The sequence below is a fragment of the Paenibacillus sp. P36 genome (genome assembly GCF_045866505.1).
Taxonomy (GTDB): Bacteria; Bacillota; Bacilli; order Paenibacillales; family NBRC-103111; genus Paenibacillus_E; species Paenibacillus_E chondroitinus.
The window spans coordinates 6,329,007-6,344,312 of the sequence record NZ_AP038372.1 but is presented as its reverse complement, the minus strand read 5'-3'; the positions used below and the strand labels follow the sequence as shown (position 1 = coordinate 6,344,312).

The 15,306-nt window shown below is 45.0% G+C and carries 12 protein-coding genes; 9 read left to right on the top strand and 3 right to left on the bottom strand.

Annotated features, from left to right (window positions below):
* The first annotated feature begins 5 nt into the window (after positions 1–5).
* The 4 genes from ACKTT9_RS28225 (at position 6) to ACKTT9_RS28210 (ending at position 5,085) form a co-directional block, all read left to right on the top strand.
* On the top strand, positions 6–1,424 hold the full coding sequence (locus ACKTT9_RS28225; protein ID WP_407868536.1) for a sulfatase: 1,419 nt from the start codon (positions 6–8) through the stop codon (positions 1,422–1,424).
* 212 nt (positions 1,425–1,636) lie between these two features.
* Positions 1,637–2,674 carry a glycoside hydrolase family 105 protein gene (locus ACKTT9_RS28220; protein WP_407868535.1) on the top strand — a complete coding sequence of 346 codons (1,038 nt, stop codon included), beginning with the start codon at positions 1,637–1,639 and terminating at the stop codon, positions 2,672–2,674.
* Positions 2,675–3,085: 411 nt separating this feature from the next.
* The gene (locus ACKTT9_RS28215; protein WP_407868534.1) at positions 3,086–4,018 is read left to right on the top strand and encodes a D-2-hydroxyacid dehydrogenase; all 933 of its coding nucleotides are present in this window, start codon (positions 3,086–3,088) and stop codon (positions 4,016–4,018) included.
* A gap of 110 nt (positions 4,019–4,128) precedes the next feature.
* On the top strand, positions 4,129–5,085 hold the full coding sequence (locus ACKTT9_RS28210; protein ID WP_407868533.1) for a bile acid:sodium symporter family protein: 957 nt from the start codon (positions 4,129–4,131) through the stop codon (positions 5,083–5,085).
* A gap of 76 nt (positions 5,086–5,161) precedes the next feature.
* On the opposite strand, the gene ACKTT9_RS28205 is transcribed toward ACKTT9_RS28210, so the two are convergent.
* On the bottom strand, positions 5,162–6,352 hold the full coding sequence (locus ACKTT9_RS28205) for an RCC1 domain-containing protein (protein ID WP_407868532.1): 1,191 nt from the start codon (positions 6,350–6,352) through the stop codon (positions 5,162–5,164).
* Positions 6,353–6,471: 119 nt separating this feature from the next.
* On the opposite strand from ACKTT9_RS28205, the gene ACKTT9_RS28200 reads away from it, so the two are divergent.
* Together ACKTT9_RS28200 and ACKTT9_RS28195 are read left to right on the top strand one after the other, a co-directional pair.
* Positions 6,472–6,981 carry a GrpB family protein gene (locus ACKTT9_RS28200; protein ID WP_407868531.1) on the top strand — a complete coding sequence of 170 codons (510 nt, stop codon included), beginning with the start codon at positions 6,472–6,474 and terminating at the stop codon, positions 6,979–6,981.
* Between the two features lie 78 nt (positions 6,982–7,059).
* Positions 7,060–8,292 (top strand): ATP-binding protein, encoded by a 1,233-nt coding sequence (locus tag ACKTT9_RS28195; RefSeq protein WP_407868530.1) that lies wholly within the window; start codon positions 7,060–7,062, stop codon positions 8,290–8,292.
* A gap of 10 nt (positions 8,293–8,302) precedes the next feature.
* Here ACKTT9_RS28195 and ACKTT9_RS28190 read toward each other — a convergent pair whose 3' ends face one another.
* Complete coding sequence (locus ACKTT9_RS28190) at positions 8,303–9,142, bottom strand: helix-turn-helix transcriptional regulator (RefSeq protein WP_407868529.1); 840 nt, start codon at positions 9,140–9,142, stop codon at positions 8,303–8,305.
* Positions 9,143–9,288: 146 nt separating this feature from the next.
* Between ACKTT9_RS28190 and ACKTT9_RS28185 the strand changes: the two genes are divergently transcribed.
* On the top strand, positions 9,289–10,671 hold the full coding sequence (locus ACKTT9_RS28185) for an MFS transporter (protein WP_407868528.1): 1,383 nt from the start codon (positions 9,289–9,291) through the stop codon (positions 10,669–10,671).
* A 64-nt stretch (positions 10,672–10,735) separates the two neighbouring features.
* Here ACKTT9_RS28185 and ACKTT9_RS28180 read toward each other — a convergent pair whose 3' ends face one another.
* Complete coding sequence (locus ACKTT9_RS28180; protein WP_407868527.1) at positions 10,736–12,301, bottom strand: diguanylate cyclase domain-containing protein; 1,566 nt, start codon at positions 12,299–12,301, stop codon at positions 10,736–10,738.
* 147 nt (positions 12,302–12,448) lie between these two features.
* Between ACKTT9_RS28180 and ACKTT9_RS28175 the strand changes: the two genes are divergently transcribed.
* The gene (locus ACKTT9_RS28175) at positions 12,449–14,239 is read left to right on the top strand and encodes a sensor histidine kinase (protein ID WP_407868526.1); all 1,791 of its coding nucleotides are present in this window, start codon (positions 12,449–12,451) and stop codon (positions 14,237–14,239) included.
* A complete protein-coding gene (locus ACKTT9_RS28170) occupies positions 14,236–15,303 on the top strand; it encodes a helix-turn-helix domain-containing protein (RefSeq protein WP_407868525.1) in 1,068 nt (355 codons plus the stop codon). Before ACKTT9_RS28175 ends, ACKTT9_RS28170 begins: the two co-directional genes overlap by 4 nt.
* Positions 15,304–15,306 lie beyond the last annotated feature (3 nt).

The window sequence follows — 15,306 nt, the reverse complement described above, 5'->3', positions numbered from 1 at the left end:
TGATCATGAAGCCAAACATCATTTATATTTTTGCTGATCAATGGCGGAAGCAGGCTGCCGGTTTTATGGGGGAAGATCCTGTTATCACGCCCAATATAGACCGATTTGCGGAAGAAAGCTTGGTGTTTAATCATGCGCTCTCTTGTACGCCGCTTTGTTCTCCGCACCGGGCTGCGCTCATGACAGGCAGATATCCGCAATCGACCGGTGTCTATACGAACTGTAAGATCGGAGCGGATATTATGCTAAGTCCGGACGAAGCTTGTGTGGGAGATGCGCTGAAGGCGGCTGGGTATCAAACGGGTTATATTGGGAAATGGCATCTGGATTTACCTGAGCAAAATCGGTGCCCGGAACCGGAATCCGGAGCGCGTGAATGGGATGCGTACACACCGCCAGGGCCGAAACGACACGGCTTTGATTTCTGGTATTCCTACGGTGCGTACGACCAACATTTGAAGCCGCATTATTGGAAAGACACACCGGAAATGATTCAAGTGGATCAGTGGTCATTGGAGCATGAAACGGATGTTGCGTTAGACTTTATTCGGGCAAAAGGGAAAGGAACCGAAAAGGATGATGGACCGTTTGCTCTATTTGTTTCTTGGAATCCGCCTCATAGCCCCTTTGAACTTGTGCCGGAACGCTACAAGGAGATCTATGGCGGACGGGAGTTGAGTTTGCGACCGAACGTAAGTTCGGATCGACTTGCTGCGCACACGGGTGAGCCCTTTGAAAGCGGGGATGAGGCGCTGGACCGGTATACCCGAGATTACTTCGCAGCGGTGTCTGGCATGGATGAACAATTCGGCCGGATTTGGCGGGAAGTCGAGCAGCTCGGGATAGCGGAAAACACGCTGATCGTACTCTCGTCCGATCACGGAGAGCTCATGGGCTCGCATGGCTTAATGGCGAAGCATTCTTGGCATGAGGAATCTATCGCGATTCCTTGTCTAATGAGTTGGAAAGGCGTGATTGAGCAAGGCAGCACGAATCTGCTTTTTAACAGTGTGGATATTATGCCTACGCTACTTGGTCTTGCCGGCATTCCCGTCCCTTCTGCTGTAGAAGGGATGGACCTGTCCGGTGATATCCTCGGTACGAGAGAAACGGATATTTCCTCAGCTTTCATTTCCGGTTTCCCCGGAAGAAAGGATGCGATGGAGCTCTTCGCCGCCTCTGGCTTGGACAACCGCCGATATGGTTGGCGGGGTATCCGCACAAGCATGTACACCTATGTTGTACATAGAGGATACGCACCTGGAGTGGAAGTGCAACGCTTCTTTTATGAGCATGAGAAGGATCCTTATCAACTGAATCCAGTTGTGCTGCATGAGCGGCCGCAGACGGAGCTTTTGATTTCACTGGAAAAAGAGCTGCAAAGTTGGTTAGATCGAACCATGGATCGGTTTGATCTGAGTTGATAGATATTTGAAGCAAGTTAAAAGAGAGCGCACAGAGTTTTGAATGTGCACTCTTTTTTGCTGTTTCTTTATCTAATCGCAAGATATGCGAGATTTGCCTATTTTTTAGTTAAAAATGCGGAGAATGCCCTCGGAAATTATGTTATTTTTATAGGTAATGTGCGTTAAGGCTATAGATTTCATCAGGCAGAATAGATGGAGGTATCGATCCTATGCGGAAATTTGAATGCAATGAAAATGAAGTAAAAGAACTCATAGACCGGGTAGTCCGCAGAACGATGAATATGGATTTCACATGGAACTGGTCTTGTGGAGTAGCTTATTATGGCATTTGCAAAGCTTGGGAAGTAACGGGGAATCAAGAATACATCGATTTCTTGGTGAAATGGGTGGACGAGTACCTGGAGCTCGGATTGCCGCCGATGATGGTTAATGCTTGCGCGATGGGGCATACCATGTTGACCTTGTATGAAGCTACGGACGATTCCAAGTACCTTGACCTGGCGCTCTTGAAGGCCGAATATTTGCGCAAGGATGCCATCCGATTCGGATCGGGTGTTTTCCAGCATACGGTATCCTCCAAAAATGATTTCCCAGAGCAAGCGTGGGCGGATACGTTATTTATGGCGGCGTATTTCCTGCTGCGGCTTGGATTTAAAATAGACAATAAAGCATACATAGAAGATGCGCTGAATCAATTTTACTGGCATGAAGAATACCTGCAGGAGACAAAGACGAATTTGTTCTACCACGCATGGGATAATGTGAGGCAAGATCATTTGTCGGCGATTTACTGGGGCAGAGCCAATGCATGGGCGGCTTATACGATGGCGCAAGCGTACAAAATGCTGAATCCTTTCATGCCAATGTGGATGCAAATTGGAGGAGCTCTAGGCGATCAATTAAGCGCTCTGGTCAGACTCCAGTCTGAGAATGGGCTGTGGCGCACGGTACTGACGGATGAAAGCTCCTACGAGGAAACTTCAGCCTCCGCTGGTATTGCTGCCGCACTCACCACTTATGCGCACCCGCTGCATCAAAATTATATGGCCAAAGCCTATGAGGGCATCTTGGCAAACATTGATGAAGACGGTTCCGTGCGGAATGTATCGGCAGGTACAGCCGTGATGTATTCCGTAGATGATTACAAAGTCATCTCCAAGAAAAGAGTACAAGGATGGGGGCAAGGATTGACCTTGGCTTACCTAGTCGCTCTTCTGCAAAATAGGGAAGTCGTTAGTAAAATTTAAGAGACAGCGGCAGTCTGGGGCCTGATTTTCTCCTAGGACTGCCGCTTTTATTTATCAGAATGCCACCCCAAGATAAATGTTGCAATCGCTTGAGCGGTTCCTCCTTGGCCAGCGATGGGAACTACAGGGTGCTATTTCATCGAAATAAGCTCTTTTTCGCGCTGAGGGGATCTGTGGGCCGCTATTTGTCCGTTTTTTTTAAGAAAACGGGATTAGGCGGTCAAATAAGGCCCGGCAGTTCCACTTGAACGCGGAAACGGGCTGAATGTGCTAGAATAGCGCCCTGTAGTTCCTCAAAGACGATGAAGTTGTTTATCCTTCGAGCACGGAGGAAGAATATAAAAGAGAACCTGCCGTGGTATAATAAGTTACTATTGTATAGTCTTATGGATTTTATAGGGGGCGTAGCAGGTGGATATACAAAAAATCTTGGTGACTGGACGGATGTTCAAAGAGCTGGAGAAGCTAGCTTTGCTGGACACTAAGCGGGAGTATCTGTTTCTTCCAGAGGCGGAAGTGCGCTCGAATCATTTCGACTGGGCTGATGGTTATGTGGCTTTTAAACCGACGGAGTCGTTTCATTTCGGTAAGCTGCGGTGGGTTCATGCACTTGGAGCTGGCGTTGATGCCTTTTTACATAATCGCGAATGGAAAAAAGATGTTTTATTGACCCGAACTGTTGGCAGCTTTGGAGCTAAGATAGGGCAATATTGCTTGAGTTACATACTTGCCGATGTGCAGCATCATCAAAAATTTCAGCAATATCAAACAGAAAGACATTGGCAGCCTTCACAGCAGCAGCTTCTACAGCAGCTTCGCATTGTCATTTTCGGTACCGGAACAATTGGGATGGAAGTCGCGAAGATGCTTCAAACTTTCGGAGTAACCGTTTATGGTGTATCTCGCAGCGGAGCTTCGATCGCTCATTTTGATAGGGTCGTTCAACTTAAGGATGCGAACTCGTTGTTAGCAGAGGCCGACTGGGTGATTAACACACTTCCATTGACTCCAATGACGGATAAATTATTCGACAAGCATTTGTTCTCCTGCATGCAAGGTGCTGGCTTTATCAATGTTGGCCGGGGAGCTTCCGTAGATGAAACCGCACTGCTTGAGGCAGTAGACCGAGGTCAGATACGCAGAGCTGTTCTTGACGTGTTCCAAGAGGAGCCGCTGCCAGCAGAATCCCCATTGTGGTCTCATCCGAATGTCACCATTACCCCGCATATTTCCGCAGTTACCGGGGTGGATGAAGCGATGAATGGTTTGCTCGCCGTACTGGAAGATATGGATAACGGACATGAACGAGTTCGCCATTCGGTGGACGTAAGCCGAGGGTATTAGCGCATTTAATTACGAGGACATAGATAAAAAGGGTGGATTTTTTATTCATTTTCACGTACAATGACCTAACTCTAGCTTGTTACATTACATCATAAGTGAGGTTAGGTTGAATGAGTACAATTGCAAAAGTAAGCCGGTTCGTAGGAGGAACTTTTTCTCTATGGGTTATCCTATTTGCTTGTCTGGGATTTTTTTGGCCTGAGGTATTTACGCCGCTGAAGGGCTACATTTCCATTTTTCTCGGTGTCGTCATGTTCGGGATGGGACTTACGCTGTCCTCTGCTGATTTCCGTGAAGTATTTCGTCGTCCGCTAGAAGTGTTGATCGGTGTTGTCGGTCATTATATTATTATGCCGCTGCTCGCCTATGTGCTGGCTATTGTGTTGAACTTGACGCCGGAGATAGCTGTTGGTGTCATTCTCGTCGGCTGCTGCCCAAGCGGCACATCCTCCAATGTGATGGCACTGCTTGCAAAAGGCGACGTTGCACTTGGTGTGTCCATTGCTTCCGTTTCCACACTCATCGCACCGCTGGCTACACCAGCTTTGATCAGCTTGCTTGCGGGACGCTGGATGCCGATCGATGGTGGAGCGCTCATTAAGGACATTTTGACAGTTGTTATTTTGCCTATTATTCTAGGTGTTGTCGTAAAAAGTCTGTTCAGAAAACAAGCTGAAGCGAGTGTACAGGCACTCCCGCTCGTATCCACACTGGCAATTGTCATCATTGTGGCCATTGTAGTTGGCGGCAGCAAAGCGAAAATTATCGAAAGCGGTTTGCTAATTTTTGCGGTTGTCATTTTACATAACGGCCTCGGGTATTTATTAGGTTACTTGTTCGCTAAGCTGTTCCGGATGAATTCAAGCAAGCGTAAAGCCATTTTATTTGAAACTGGCATGCAGAACTCCGGTCTTGGGGCGGCGCTAGCCTCGGCTCATTTTAGCCCGATCGCAGCCGTTCCTAGTGCAATCTTTAGTGTGTGGCATAACATTTCCGGTTCTCTGCTGGCTACATGGTTTGCGCGCCGTGCTGAGAAAGAGGCATTGAGAGCAAACCAAGCCGAATGATAGTTTATCTATACTCGCGAATGAAAAAAGACCAATTTGCAGGCCCTTGATGGGCCTGTATTGGTCTATATACTAATTAACTCCTAAACTCTACTTGCTGTGGTTTATCAACAAATTTGCTGAAGTTATCAAGTCCCCACATCCAGACCGTTCCATCTTTTTTGATAATAGACTCTGTCGGCGAATAGTAATTATTAATATTAACGGAAGCAGCATCGGCAATGCCATCTAGTTTAAATAAATCCTTCCAAACGGTTTGAGGCTCAATACCAAGAGCTTCCCATTTCACTACAAAATAGCCCTTGCCCCAAACCGAACCATCTTTTTTGACAAAAAGTACATGTTCAAAGTTGCTAGAAACATCTACGACATCTGAAATTTCATCCACTTGAAAAGGTGCTACAGGTGTGAGAGCTACATCTTGGAAGGATTGATTTTCTGAGAAAGCTGTTGTTCTCCCCCAGTTCCATACGGTACCATCTTTCTTTATGGCATAATGGTTGTTTTTAAGTTGGACAATGTCTTTTAGATTTTCGAGTTGCACAGGCTTAGAATAGCGGATCGTGTCATATAAGGGTGTGCTCGAACCCCATGGGTTATATTTATCGATGTTCCAAACCGTTCCATCCTCTTTTAAAAATGTTATTTCATTGTAGTCAGTAGAAACTAACACGTCTTTAACATGGTCAATACCTTCAACAAGAACCGGCTCTGCTTTCAAAGGAATAGTCAGATCATATTTTACGGTTTCAATGATCCATACTTTTCCGTCTCGATCAAGAGCTAAAACGAGGGTGCCAACCTCATCAACTTTTACGATATTTTCTAAGTGAGGGATTTGCTCTCCCAAAGTTGCAGAGATATGCTCCTTGTAATTGGGTTGCTCAGCTTCTGATGTTCGTTCTATAGCCCAAACGGTACCATCATTTTTTAAGACAACCCTCGAACCACTGCTTTTAACATTTGTAATACTTGTTGCTTTAACCATGGGATTAGGAAAAAAACCATCTTTTACGGAAATGGCATGAAGAGCCAGACACCAAGCATTCCCTTGATCGTCAATAGCTAATGAAAAATAGGGATCTTTCCAATGAACAATCTTTGGCTGATCCTTCGCCGAAGCTTCTGCCGCTGTTGCCGTCAGCGGAGCAATACTAGAAAGCGATAGTATAGATAATAACGCAGCACCTTGAGTTAATCGTTTTGACCAATAATGAAACTTCAACGTCGTTATCTCTCCTTTAGTTGGGGAATTTTTTTTATTCATCCATTTATATCCATAAGATTTGACGGAAAAAATAGGAAATAGTTTCGATATACAATAAAATATTCTATTAATTCCCAAGTTGGTGATTTGATCATTCAGAGTGAAAGGCAGGTATTCCCATGGCCGAGGAAGTTGTAATTGCAGAATATACGCCTGAATGGGCGGCAGAGTTTGAGAGGGAGAAGGCGAAGATACAGCAATCTCTGCAACAAAGGGCGGTCTATATCGAACATATAGGCAGCACCTCAGTGGTCGGATTACCATCAAAGCCAATAGTGGACATCGCGGTTGGCGTGCATCATCTTGAGGAAGCAGACTTATTCATTGAACCTTTGAATACATTGGGTTACAAATATGTTTCTAAAATGGAGTTTCCCACTCGCCGATTTTTTCGTAAAGGTGAATGGAGGAAAGGAACGCATCACCTTCACGTTTATGAAATTACGAGTAAGGAATGGGAAAGTAACCTTTTATTCCGTAATTATCTCAGAAGTCACCAAGAGAAAGTAGGCGAATATGCCGCACTTAAGAAGCATCTTGCATCCATATATTCAGAAGATCGAGTGACATATACCAAAATGAAAGCACCTTTCATTCAATCGGTTATAGAACTGGCGAGGAAATCATGAAGAAATGTCATTTGGCTATTTGCTAAGTGGCTTTTTTCATGCATAATCAAAATTGAATAACTTCGTATGGGAGGGCTTATGTTAGATTACATACTCTTAAACTTTCTATTTATTCTGGTAGGTGCCCTTTCATACTTTGCTTTTGGATTATACAAGAATAAACACTCCAAATTAATTATTGGTGTGTTTTCGGGTGTATCCGTCGTATTTTGCATGTCGTTTCCTTTTACGGTTTTTCCAGGGTACATCTACGATTTGAGAATAATTCCATTTCTAGTAGCGCTGATTTACGGGGGGTATGGCGCAGGAGGGCTCGTAGCCGTTACTTTGCTTCTGTATCGCTTTTATCTCGGAGGCAGCGGATTTATCGTAACCACGTTATCTTACATTCCCATTTTCATTCTTGTTCTTGTGTTTTTGAAGCTTCGAAAAGAAGCAAAACAAAATATTTTATTTGGTATGTTGTTCTCTTTATTGTCAGCATTAATTGTATCCGTGTGGAGCACTATTCAATTGCAGCATGATATAGATCACCATGAGATCTTTTTTGTTTATTATTGTGTCATTCTAACGGTTTGTTCATGGATTACTTTCTTTTTCATTGAAACGATGAGGGACAACATCCATATGCGGGATGAAATCTACCGTTCTGAGAAACTTAGTGTTTTGGGTGAGCTTGCCGCCACCATTGCTCATGAAATTCGAAATCCAATTACCGTATCCAAAGGTTTTCTTCAATTATTAAAATCCCGTACGCAGAATGAAACGGATCTTAAATATTCTATTCTTGCATTAGAAGAGATTGATCGAGCGGAAGCTATCATTTCCGAGTACCTCATGTACGCCAAGCCTCAGGCTGAAAAGGTAGAAAAGATTGATGTTAAAGCCCATTTGAGAAACGTTATAAGCATAACCGAGCCCTATGTTACGTCAAAAGGCCACATCGTGGATAGCCAGTTGGAGGATGTGTATGTTTATGCCGATTCGAAAAAATTAACGCAAGTCATGATCAATTTAATTAAAAATGCCGCTGAAGCGATTGAGAAAAACGGGAAAATAACGATTCATGCGTTTGCCCAAAATAAATACGCTGTTATCGAAATTATGGATACGGGAATCGGCATGAATGAAGAACAGCTTCAGCGATTAGGGAATCCCTTCTATTCGACGAAAGCGAAAGGAACGGGGCTCGGACTTATGGTCAGCTACCGAATCATTGAAGCTTTGGGTGGAACGATTCGCGTTCAAAGTAAACAGGGGATGGGCACGAAATTCAGTGTTCTCATTCCATTGGAGGCAGAGGCAAAATAAGAAAGAGAACTTATTCCGACAGAAGCTTGTTAAGCTTGAGAGTTGTATCACTATCGAGTGTCGGTACATTGATTGTCACCGTAAGGTGGGGCAAATCCGTTACATGGAAAGAAAGTTGATCAAAGATCAGTAATCCGGCTGCCGGATGATGATTGATTTTCTTTCCTTCGGGCCCATTCAGAACATCATGCTGCGGCCACCATGCCCTGAATTCTGTACTGATCTGATTCAAATCTCCAATAAGCTCCATCCACCAAGGATCTCCCGCAAACTTGCCATAGTTGGCTCGAAAATGAGCCAAACGGTGCCGGGCATGCGTTTCCCAGTTGTCTTGAAGCATTTCACGCACGTATGGCGAAGTGAACGTTCGCCATACCGAATTGCGCTCGCGCATCGACATGGCACGATAATCCCCATAAATCAGATTTGCTGCTCTGTTCCAAGCAACAATATTCAAGCGCTGATCGGTCACATAAGCCGGACTGGTCCCTTGTAGGTCAAGGAAAAGCTGAAGCGTCGGACTAATCGTAGTTTCAACTGGCGTCAGATCGGCAGGCAGTTGCTGTAAAGCCAGCAGAAATAAATGCTTGCGTTCACTCGAATCCAGCTGAAGAGCCCGCGCAATATTGTCCAGCACTTGAGCCGATACCTGAATATTTCGCGCTTGTTCCAGCCATGTATACCAATCCACGCTTACGCCGGAAAGCTGCGCTACTTCCCCGCGTCTAAGACCGGGTGTGCGCCTACGGCCTCCATGCGGCAGACCCACTTGCTCGGGCGAGAGGCGTGCGCGACGAGTTTTAAGAAACTGCGCCAATTCTTCAAGGCGCGTATGGTTTGAATGTTCCATATAGCAGCGTCTACTCCTCTCCTCTTATCTGGCTCCTATCGTAGGAGCTCAACTCCTAGGATAAACCATCATCTTATTCTATTATACAATTCATTATACACTTTCTATTGAGATGAATTTCATATCGCAATGGAAGGGGACTTACTTTGGAAAAAGCATTGCAACTACAGTCCAACCTTACAGGAAAGCTAGCCAAAACGCTGCTGCTTCTTGGACTTTCGCTTGGTTACTTTATGGTACTCCTGGACATGACGGTGGTGAGCGTCGCGCTACCGGCGATTCGCACCGAATTAGGCGGAGGATTATCCGGACTTCAATGGGTGGTCAACGCATACACAATTGTATTTGCCGGTTTACTGCTATCCATGGGTTCGTTAGCGGATAAACTTGGTGCTAAACGGGTCTATGCCGGAGGTTTGGTCCTTTTTCTCGGGGCTTCGGTCCTAGCCGCATTTGTTTCGTCGCTGGGGATGCTGATCGGCTTACGTGCGATACTCGGCATTGGAGGAGCAGCGCTGATGCCAGCTTCGCTCAGCCTATTGGTCCATGCCTACCCAGAGGCGGCTGAACGCGCCCGGGCGCTTGGTCTATGGGCAGCGGTTACCGGGGCAGCGATGGCGGCGGGACCTGTTATCGGCGGACTCTTGGTAGATTCGTTTGGTTGGCGAAGCATTTTCCTGCTTAATGTGCCGCTTGCAGTCATTAGCCTGATCTTGACGTTTCTGCTAGTTAGGGAAACAGACCGTAGAGCGCAGAGAAGCTTTGACATAGGGGGCCAAATGACGGCCATAGTCGCCATCGCTGCTTTGTCATTCGGACTGATGGAGGGAGACAGCTATGGATGGCAGTCTCCGATGATTATTATGGCATTTGGAGTAGCCCTGCTAAGCGCCATTCTCTTTCTCATATTCGAAGTGAAAGGTGAATCCCCATTACTTCCTTTGTCATTATTTAAACATACGACAGTATCGGCGGGTATTATAGCGGGTATGGCTATTAACATCGGCCTGTCGGGTATTTTATTTATCGTGCCGGTATTTTTTCAACAAGTGCGCGGATTGTCGGCCCACATCACAGGGCTTTTGCTTCTTCCCATGATGATTCCGCTTGCTTTTAACCCGATTCTGACTGGTCGCATCGTTGGCAGAATCGGAGCACGAATTCCGATGACTGTCGGTTTTAGCCTTGGTGCTGTGGGTACACTGCTTCAGGTGTGGACGGAAGTGAACACCAACTATGTAATTACGATGATTGGTTTGCTGTTAATCGGTTTCGGAGTATCCTTTACGATTCCCTCGCTGATGGCAGCTGTAATCTCTTCTGTCCCGAAGGAACAGACCGGTGCGGTATCCGGCGCTCTTAACGCAAGCCGTCAGCTCGGCGCCACGCTGGGGGTTGCCATTCTCGGTTCGATTCTGAGCAGTCGCACATCTTTTATTGACGGTATGCATCTGTCGTTCATCGTGACAACCGTTATCTTGTTTGGCGGGAGTAGCTTGTCGTTCTTATTTATCGATAGAAAAAAATAAAACAGCGGCAGTCAAGGACGAGATGTTCAGTCCAAGGCTGCCGCCTTTTGTTGTCCCTGGCTATTCAATCTGCCAAGGAGGAAATGCCAGTTTTTCTTGCCCGTTTCATCGTATACATAGCTTCATCCGCGTTCTTCATTAATGTCGTGATATCGGTGGCATCTCGAGGAAATTGGCTGACTCCGGCGCTAAACGAAATCGGAATTTCAATCCCTTTATACGTAAAAGGGGTCTTCTGTAAGAGAGACAACCGATGGTCGACTATACGGTCTAATTCGCTATTTTCGTCCATGGAGGAAATAATCCAAACGAATTCATCTCCACCGATCCGTCCGATCTTATCATCCGGTTGGGAGCAGTTTTCCAACATAAGTGCAATATGTTTGAGATAAAGGTCGCCAACAAAATGCCCGTATCGATCGTTAATTGGTTTAAAATTATCCAGGTCAATTAAGATAAGAGCAAAACTTTCACGGCGTTCAATCTTTTCTAACAGCAGCTCATGAAGGGCAGCCCGATTATATAAATCCGTAAGTGAATCATGGTGCGCTAAATATTTGTAATTTTGCTCGGATTTCAATAATTTGCGTTCCGCAACCTTGAGAGACGTAACATCCGTCAGGTGCATCACATATAGCTTCTCGTCGGTTTCCTCAATCAATTCAAGGCCCATAATCAAATCCAAATCGCCTTTCTTCGGATTATGCAGTTGAGCCTCCCACTGGACTTCATTCTCTTGCTGAACGAGAGCCAACATGTCGACTACGGGCATGTTATTCTCAAACTGGAAATAGCTCATGATATGATAAACAGGAATCCCGTCCAGCCATTGTTTGGCCCGGGGATTCATTTCTTTAACGTCTCCCTTTTTGTCCAGAAGCAGAATGGCGGTCGGCGCAGATTTGAAAAGAATATGGAAGAGCTTGCGGTAATCCGGCATAATGTCATATTTGCCAACCAAATGGCGGAGGGTAACAGCCCATAGCAAATAGCCGATAAAAAATAGGATCATGGCATTTCGTGACGTTAATACTTTCGATTGCAAAAGGAAGATAACCAAGACAAACCAGGCAAACAGCAAAAATAAGCTGAGAAGCAGGGAACGCAGAACCTGTCGATGTTTGATTTCCTTCACACGATACCAAGAAACGGCGAGGATGATCACCGAAAGCAGGATATATCCTGCTATAAAGAGAACGGTAATAAGTAAAAATTGCGGATCAAGCGGACTTCGTCCATCCGTCACTTCAGCGTTATATAATACGCGATGATCTTTGGTGATTAAAAACCCAAGCCACAATGTGTACGGGGCTGCGTAAATGAAAGGCAACAATCGCTTGAAAGCCGAAGTTGCAGGGTTTCCGATGAGCACGCTGAGATGGACCAAACAGCAGATGACCAACAGAAGCATCGGGCTATTCCCATACAGAACAATTTGCATTTGATATTGAGGCAGCAAAGATGTTTTAATGTATTCTCCTAAAAAATAAAACTGAAAAGCCAGCATAAGCAGAGCGGCAATTCGGTTCAACATGCTTTTTATATTTCGATGTAGTAAGGTTACTGCCATGTAGAAAAAGAAAAAACTAGGGAGCAAAATCGTTAAGAAGTCCATGAAAAGTTCGTTCATTATAAAATGTACCTTCTCGTGATCGTATAGTGGAGTGTTCACTCTCACAGTAGCATGAATTTTGCTTGCTATGCAATAACAAAACAGGAGGAAAATATAAGGTGATATGATGAAGATTTTTAACTATCAATAAAAAGGGGATCGACTATGGAAATTAGAAATATGACTCGGCGTCTTCAGTTTCCTTTTCAAATGAGTATGAGATACAAGCTTATGATTCTAATGGTTATTATCGCTGTGCTGCCGTTAACCTTAGTAACGATTTTCGCTGCAAAGACGACTAAGCACTCACTAAGTCTGGAAATCATACGTTCTAACGAGTCAAGGATGGACTGGGCAGCGAAATATTTTGATGAAAAATTTGGCCAATTGCATTCGGTGGCGTATTCCCTTCTTATGGATAATAATTTATTTCCGAATACCAATGGTGAAACGATTAGCGCTGGTACCGGTCTGGACTCAGGAAAACCGTATATAGACGAGAAGCTCAGATCGCTATATGTGGCCAACAACACGAATATTGCCTCGATCTCTCTGTATCTGAATGCCAAACAGCGCCGCTATATTGTGGATAAAGATGCCGTTCGATCAACAGATCAGAAAGTGAATCCCGCTTTGGAAGGGGGAGAATCAGCCAACAACCATCAGACCGTCAATAAGATTGTGAAATCTACACACAATAATTTCAAATTGATACGCAGCATGAATCGGTTTGAAGATCGCGAAATACTCGGCGGCGTGTTTATTGAAGCCAGATGGAATATGATGGATAATGTCATCAACATGATCCATTCGGAGCCCAATAGCGAAGTGCTTGTATTGGATGCGCAGGGAAACATGATGTACAACCCTTACCCCGTACAAACGATGATGGATCAGGAAATGCTGGGAAAGGCGATACACGGCCCAATGGAACCAGGTTTTATTGAATCCAAGCAAGGAATTCTGTTTTATCAGCCTGTTGTGTCGGCCAACTTATGGATCGTGAAATTTATCCCGATTAGCTATGTGAATGAAGGCGCTTCCACGACGCTGAGTTTTAGTTTTTATACAGCTATGGTCTCTACCCTTCTAGCGATTATTCTTTCCGTATTAATTGCTTTTTTCACGACAAAGCCAATCATTCGATTAACGAGGTCGATGAAGGCTGTGGAGCATTTAAATTTCAACGTAGGTGTCGACAAGGTGCGAAGCGATGAGATCGGTACGCTGGAGAGACGATTTAATTCCATGCTGCTGAAAATTAAAGAGCTGGTTCAAATTGAGTATAAAAGCAAAATTGAGAAGAGGACCGCGCAGCTGAAAGCGATGCAGGCACAGATTAATCCTCATTTCCTGTATAATGCACTGCAGTCCATAGGCGGGGTTGCCCTCTCCCGACAAGCACCGGAAATTTATGAGTACGTCAGAGCGCTTAGCGAGTTATTTCGTTATACGATCAAAATGAAATCGGATCTGGTCACCGTGGCTGATGAAATCGAACATGTAACGAACTATTTGCAAATTCAGAAATTACGTTTTCAAGACATGATTCATATTCAGATGGACATCGAAGAAGACTGTGGACATTACGAGCTTCCCAAGTTCATCCTTCAACCTATCGTAGAAAATTGTTTTGTCCATGGTTTGGAAGGAAAGATGGGCCAATGGATCATCACGATCAGAGTCGAGAAAATGATGGATGACATTGAAATTAGTATTGAAGATAACGGACTAGGCATAGATGAAGCGCGTTTGGAAGACATTCGGCGACAATTAAGCCGCCCAGGGGAGGATCAAGTGATTGGGGAAAGCATGGGCATGAACAACGTGAATTCACGGATTAAGCTTATTTTCGGACAAGAGTACGGGATGTTTGTTACAAGCTCGAAAGGTGCCGGAACGATAGTCAAAATCGTTATCCCCGCCATTGTTAAAGGAGAGGAGCCTATACAATGAAAGCTGTCATTATTGATGATGAATTCTGGGTCCGCAACAGTATAAGGCATTTGGCTGATTGGGAGCGACTAGGCATCTCTCAGGTTGAGGAAGCCGAAGATGGGCTTAGCGGCCTAAATATCATAGCGCAGATTCATCCTGAAATCGTCATAACGGATATGAAAATGCGAGGCATGGACGGAGCTCAGCTATTGCAAAAAATAAGTGAAGACTATCCGTTTATACGCAAAATTGTCATTAGCGGATTTGATGATTTTACCTATACGAAACAGGCGATTTTATCCAAGGTGGATGAATATCTGATCAAGCCGATCAATCCGGAAGAGCTGAACAGAGCTTTGGAGAAAGCGGTGCGAGAGCTGGGCGTAACACGGGGGATTCATGCGGCTAAGCCGTTGGACAAGCAGTTATTGAAGGTCATTACCGAGATGAAGCACACGGTCGCCAGGCACTTTCAAGAGATGAACACAGAGGCGATCAAAAAAAGTTTTAAACAGTTGGAGCAAGTGTTGAGCGATCAAGAAAGCCTGCAGCCTGGACTGAATAATTCACTCTACAAGCAATTCATGCTGTTATTGGAGGAGCAATGCGCCCTTTCAGGAAGCGAATTAACGCCTGATGCTCAAGCAAGCGCCAGCCATTTTTTCGTCACGGATGATACGAAGGTAGTAGAGTGGATCGAGGTGTTGACTACCACCTATGTCGGGATCTTGGAAGCACTTATTCACCAAAGGAAAAATAAGAATCGCATTAATATCGACGAGATTCGGAAGTATCTTGATCTTTCCTATGCCGAGCAAGTGAGTTTAGGTACTATTGCGAACACATTTTTTGTCAGCAAAGAGCATCTGTCCCGCATGTTCAAACAAGAAGTGGGCGTCACCGTCATGGATTACTTGATTGCCAAGAGGATGGAGAAAGCGCTGGAGCTTCTTCAGGACGCCTCTGTATCTATCAAGAGTGCCGCAGAAGCAGTCGGCTATTCCGATCTCACTTATTTTCACCGTATATTCAAAAAAATGACAGGAATGACGCCATCTCAGATGAGGCAGGATGATGAATGAGCT

What these genes read in the sequence shown, in the direction of transcription:
- ACKTT9_RS28220 (WP_407868535.1), top strand. Translation starts at nt 1,637, where the DNA reads ATGCGGAAATTTGAATGCAATGAAAATGAAGTAAAAGAACTCATAGAC.
- ACKTT9_RS28225 (WP_407868536.1), top strand. Translation starts at nt 6, where the DNA reads ATGAAGCCAAACATCATTTATATTTTTGCTGATCAATGGCGGAAGCAG.
- ACKTT9_RS28195 (WP_407868530.1), top strand. Translation starts at nt 7,060, where the DNA reads ATGTTAGATTACATACTCTTAAACTTTCTATTTATTCTGGTAGGTGCC.
- ACKTT9_RS28175 (WP_407868526.1), top strand. Translation starts at nt 12,449, where the DNA reads ATGGAAATTAGAAATATGACTCGGCGTCTTCAGTTTCCTTTTCAAATG.
- ACKTT9_RS28210 (WP_407868533.1), top strand. Translation starts at nt 4,129, where the DNA reads ATGAGTACAATTGCAAAAGTAAGCCGGTTCGTAGGAGGAACTTTTTCT.
- ACKTT9_RS28170 (WP_407868525.1), top strand. Translation starts at nt 14,236, where the DNA reads ATGAAAGCTGTCATTATTGATGATGAATTCTGGGTCCGCAACAGTATA.
- ACKTT9_RS28200 (WP_407868531.1), top strand. Translation starts at nt 6,472, where the DNA reads ATGGCCGAGGAAGTTGTAATTGCAGAATATACGCCTGAATGGGCGGCA.
- ACKTT9_RS28190 (WP_407868529.1), bottom strand. Translation starts at nt 9,142, where the DNA reads ATGGAACATTCAAACCATACGCGCCTTGAAGAATTGGCGCAGTTTCTT.
- ACKTT9_RS28180 (WP_407868527.1), bottom strand. Translation starts at nt 12,301, where the DNA reads ATGAACGAACTTTTCATGGACTTCTTAACGATTTTGCTCCCTAGTTTT.
- ACKTT9_RS28205 (WP_407868532.1), bottom strand. Translation starts at nt 6,352, where the DNA reads ATGAATAAAAAAAATTCCCCAACTAAAGGAGAGATAACGACGTTGAAG.